The organism is Nostoc sp. CHAB 5715, from assembly GCF_020829685.1.
Classification (GTDB): domain Bacteria; phylum Cyanobacteriota; class Cyanobacteriia; order Cyanobacteriales; family Nostocaceae; genus Nostoc.
On the sequence record NZ_JAIVFR010000791.1, the window covers coordinates 1 to 3576 of the forward strand.

At 41.9% G+C, this 3576-nt stretch carries 7 protein-coding genes and 1 pseudogene; 3 read left to right on the top strand and 5 right to left on the bottom strand.

The genetic code is table 11. The annotated features are described in order from the left end of the window. A pseudogene (locus LC574_RS31295) lies at window positions 1-209 on the top strand (hypothetical protein); the annotation flags it as partial. Between the two features lie 5 nt (window positions 210-214). Here LC574_RS31295 and LC574_RS31300 read toward each other — a convergent pair. Next, window positions 215-1210, bottom strand: coding sequence for a folate-binding protein YgfZ (locus tag LC574_RS31300; RefSeq protein WP_229457467.1), 996 nt, complete (start codon window positions 1208-1210; stop codon window positions 215-217). A 136-nt stretch (window positions 1211-1346) separates the two neighbouring features. On the opposite strand from LC574_RS31300, the gene LC574_RS31305 reads away from it, so the two are divergent. Continuing rightward, window positions 1347-1553, top strand: coding sequence for a type II toxin-antitoxin system HicB family antitoxin (locus LC574_RS31305; protein ID WP_194041677.1), 207 nt, complete (start codon window positions 1347-1349; stop codon window positions 1551-1553). After that, window positions 1543-1764 (top strand): type II toxin-antitoxin system HicA family toxin, encoded by a 222-nt coding sequence (locus LC574_RS31310; RefSeq protein WP_229457468.1) that lies wholly within the window; start codon window positions 1543-1545, stop codon window positions 1762-1764. Before LC574_RS31305 ends, LC574_RS31310 begins: the two co-directional genes overlap by 11 nt. Window positions 1765-1843: 79 nt before the next feature. Here the strand turns inward: LC574_RS31310 and LC574_RS38620 are convergent, their stop codons facing one another. From LC574_RS38620 to LC574_RS31330, 4 genes are all read right to left on the bottom strand, one after another. Further along, the gene (locus LC574_RS38620) at window positions 1844-1966 is read right to left on the bottom strand and encodes a type II toxin-antitoxin system YoeB family toxin (RefSeq protein WP_306422184.1); all 123 of its coding nucleotides are present in this window, start codon (window positions 1964-1966) and stop codon (window positions 1844-1846) included. Window positions 1967-2183: 217 nt separating this feature from the next. Next, window positions 2184-2471, bottom strand: a complete 288-nt coding sequence (locus tag LC574_RS31320; protein WP_229457469.1) for a type II toxin-antitoxin system Phd/YefM family antitoxin — start codon at window positions 2469-2471, stop codon at window positions 2184-2186. Between the two features lie 162 nt (window positions 2472-2633). After that, the gene (locus tag LC574_RS31325) at window positions 2634-2810 is read right to left on the bottom strand and encodes a hypothetical protein (protein WP_229457470.1); all 177 of its coding nucleotides are present in this window, start codon (window positions 2808-2810) and stop codon (window positions 2634-2636) included. A 391-nt stretch (window positions 2811-3201) separates the two neighbouring features. Continuing rightward, window positions 3202-3429, bottom strand: a complete 228-nt coding sequence (locus tag LC574_RS31330; RefSeq protein ID WP_229457471.1) for a hypothetical protein — start codon at window positions 3427-3429, stop codon at window positions 3202-3204. Window positions 3430-3576: the final 147 nt, after the last annotated feature.

Consider the following 3576-nt stretch of genomic DNA (forward strand, 5'->3'; position numbering starts at 1 on the left):
CAATTACCACTGAGATTAACAGTAATGGTAAACCAGTGCGATCGCTAGCAATTACTACTGAGCTTAAAAGCAACAGCAAACAACCGAATATTCAACCACAATATGTTAAAAGTAAAGTAAATTTACCAACCACAAATGCCCGTAGTATAGCTTCTTGGGTAGATGAATTTTGTTACGGTGCTAGAAATAAAGAAGATGTTTTGACTTGAATTACTTATGGGTAATCGTGAGAAACAAACGGGATTTCTATGACTTCACCCTCAGTTTCTCCCACTTGGACTTTTAAGCCTACACCACCAGCTTTGGTACGAATGTAACCTAGTCCAAAGTAACCATCAGCCGTTTCTGTATAACTGGTAAGTTTGCCAACCTTTTCATCTCCAACTGCGATCGCACTTCCAACTGACGCCGGAGCATTGAGTCGAATACCCAAAAGGTGTTGTTTTACACCTTTGTATGTATTTAATCGAGCAATAGTTTCTTGCCCAATATAGCAACCTTTATTAAAAGAAATTGTTTGCCACAAACCAACTTCCAGAGGATTGTAATCATCTGTGAGTTCCGCATCTGGGGCGGGGCGGCCTTGTAAAATTCGCAATGCATCCCAAGCGCGATCGCTCATTTCTACCGCCCCAGCTTCTAACAATTTATTCCATACCGAAGATTTGTCAGTATAGGGAAAAGTTAAGGTGTATCCGGGAGCAGCTAACCCACTACCCACAGCAATCCGCACTCCTTCGGCGGCAGCAATCGTGTATACTTTGTGACTACCGTAAGGTTGCCCAATGAGTTCGCTAATACCCAACTTTTCTAAAACAGCGTCGCTTCCTGGGCCAATGAGGCTGAAGGTGTTGGTGTATTCTGTGATATCAGATAATTCCACCTTATCGGCAAAGAAAATATATTTATCCAGCCATTCCATGAGATATTGGCGGCGGTTGGGTGAAACCAGCAGGATTACTGCATCTTCTCTAACGTAGGCGGTTGCTAAATCAATTGTCCTGGCTGTGGAAGTGACGAAAACCGTATCACAACCTTGCCCAGGCTTGAGTATTTGGAAATTGTTAGTACTTTGGTTGTGTAAGAAATTGAGGCGATCGTCGCCAGATACTTTGATGCGTCCCCAGGCGGTGCGATCGCATATAGCAACCCCAACTCTCGCGGCTTGGATAGCTGCTGCGTCTTTATCGTCAATTGTAGATGTTGGCATGGTGATGAGAAGTTGCCCTGTTTTAATGTTGTCGCACTGGAAATCTTAGCAAATATGGGTTTGCGGCTTCAATGCACCTCCGGTTTTCTTCTAGCGTATAATCAAATCAAAAGAAAGTGCCGAACAATAAAAACTTATGAAACGAACTTTTACTGCAAGTGTATGGCAGGAAGGTAACTGGTTTGTGGCACAGTGCTTGGAGATTGATATTGCTAGCCAGGGCGAGACTGAAACTGAGGCATTGGCAAATCTTGAAGAAGCTTTGTCGTTGCATTTTGAACCACCAGTAGCTACTGTTCTTCCTCAAATTAAGACACTTCAGGTAGAAATAGATGCCGCTTAAAGCATTACCTTATCGTGAGGTTAAGCGTAGATTAGAGGCAGCAGGCTTTGGGGAAGTTAGCCAAAAGGGTAGTCACGTAAAGTTTGTCAAATTTACCGAAGAAGGAACCCGTACTGCGATTGTGCCTCGTCATCGAGAAATTACTATCGGTACACTGGGCAGTATTTTACGACAAGCTGGGATAAGTGTAGAAGAGTTTGAGGTTTTGTAAGGGCGGCGTAGGGGTGAAAGGGGCGAAGCGATGCCAAAGGCGGGCTGCGCCTACGCTCTTTTTCAAGATTCCATTGAAATTAGCGATCGCTATAATGGTATCGCGCCTGAATAAACTCAATTCGGTCATCACTTACTACGTAAACAATCCGGTCAGTTTGAGTGATTCGGCGCGACCATACATTTGCATCATAGTATCTCAATCTTTCAGGATTGCCTGTCCCTTCAAAGGGATTCCGCCTAATCTCTTCAACTTAAAGATAAGACGCGGAGTGCAGTTTTTCTATTTGTCTCTACCCAGTAGGTAAGGTCTTACAGAAATCTCCGGTCAAAAACGAGGTTGCGTTCTAAATTATTCTCTTGAAAAACTTCAGATTGGGGAAGTGCGTCTGGTTCTTAATTATCCGACATTGAATTTATTTACTCTTCTTCGTAGAGCGAGAACTCTTTACGCAACTCGTCTATAGTTTGGGGCATATTAGTCTTAGCCTTAACACGTTGTAAAGCATTTAAAAGACGTGCTGCATTCTCAGGTGATTGATACAAGTATGCTGTCTCCATGATGCTATTAAGTTCCGCAGTAGGTATGACAGATACACTTTCTGCACCTTCACGATTAATAACTACAGGTTCACGAGTGCTAATTGCCTCTTCGTAAATTTTTTCAAAATTATTGCAAGCTTCGATGTAGTTTGTTTTCTGAGACATTTTTTGTTCCTTAATTTATCTGTTACTCTTTGCTGACAGGTAACTAAAGAGTTGCTTCAGCTTGAATTTCTTGAATGATGGTTAAAATTTCCTCTTTCGATTCGATGTGTCTTGCTAGAACTTCAGCGGTTGATTCAAGTACCTACTCAGAGCATAACTTGGCTAAATCTTGCCGTAAACCCTGCCCAATAATAACTTGAGCAAGCCTTCAGGTGACATATCTTGACTGGCTGCTACTTTTTCGAGCGATCGCAATGTATCTGTTGGTATCTTTATTGATACTGTTTCTGTCGCACGGGGTCTTAAGTGTAGTTCTAGTTCTTCTTCAGGGTTGTTCATATAGCTTTCTTTCAATGCGAGTAGTGTGATGATTTGTTGATTGGGATGGAGTGCGTAACTGGTTTTACCTCAATACGGTTCAGTTAGACCTAAAAACCTTAGACTGCGTAGGTTGGGTTGAGGAACGAAACCCAACATTTTCGGGCATTTGTTGGGTTTCACTTCGTTCAACCCAACCTACTATTATCCTTAACTAAGTACAGGTCACCATAAAAAAGGTGCGGAAATTAAGCTGCGATCGCTATAATGATATCGAGCCTGAATAAACTCAACTCTGTCATCAGTAGAGCCAGAACTCCTTTCGTAGTTCGTCTATAGTTTGGGGCTTATTAGTCTTGGCTTTAACACGTTGTAAAGCATCTAAAAGACGTGCTTGTCAAAGTAAATTTACTCAACTTGAAAACGCCTTTGCTGCAGCTTTTGGCAATTCAATAGGCACAAAATAAGCGGCTGGGTAGAGATAATCTTCGTTTGATTCATCAATCACACGGATTAACTGATGTTCAGCGGCACGGTTATCAGGTATTACTTGATATATTTTTCGTAACTCCAACGACACCGGATAATCTTGATTGTTAATACAAACAACAAATCGTGTTTCGTTAGTTTGTTGATTCATAACTATTACCAGAGAAGGCGTTTAATTTTAATTTCTTTTTTACCAATTCCATGTGCTTCATACCAGTGTAGTTCAGCGTCGCAGATTGTATCGTCTTCAAGCCGAACTGTAGCTAATCCCTTTGGTTTTCTCCACCTTCCAGCACCA

Coding starts and splice junctions, on each gene's coding strand:
- LC574_RS31300 (WP_229457467.1), bottom strand. CDS start 1,210: ATGCCAACATCTACAATTGACGATAAAGACGCAGCAGCTATCCAAGCC.
- LC574_RS31305 (WP_194041677.1), top strand. CDS start 1,347: ATGAAACGAACTTTTACTGCAAGTGTATGGCAGGAAGGTAACTGGTTT.
- LC574_RS31310 (WP_229457468.1), top strand. CDS start 1,543: ATGCCGCTTAAAGCATTACCTTATCGTGAGGTTAAGCGTAGATTAGAG.
- LC574_RS31320 (WP_229457469.1), bottom strand. CDS start 2,471: ATGTCTCAGAAAACAAACTACATCGAAGCTTGCAATAATTTTGAAAAA.
- LC574_RS31325 (WP_229457470.1), bottom strand. CDS start 2,810: ATGAACAACCCTGAAGAAGAACTAGAACTACACTTAAGACCCCGTGCG.
- LC574_RS31330 (WP_229457471.1), bottom strand. CDS start 3,429: ATGAATCAACAAACTAACGAAACACGATTTGTTGTTTGTATTAACAAT.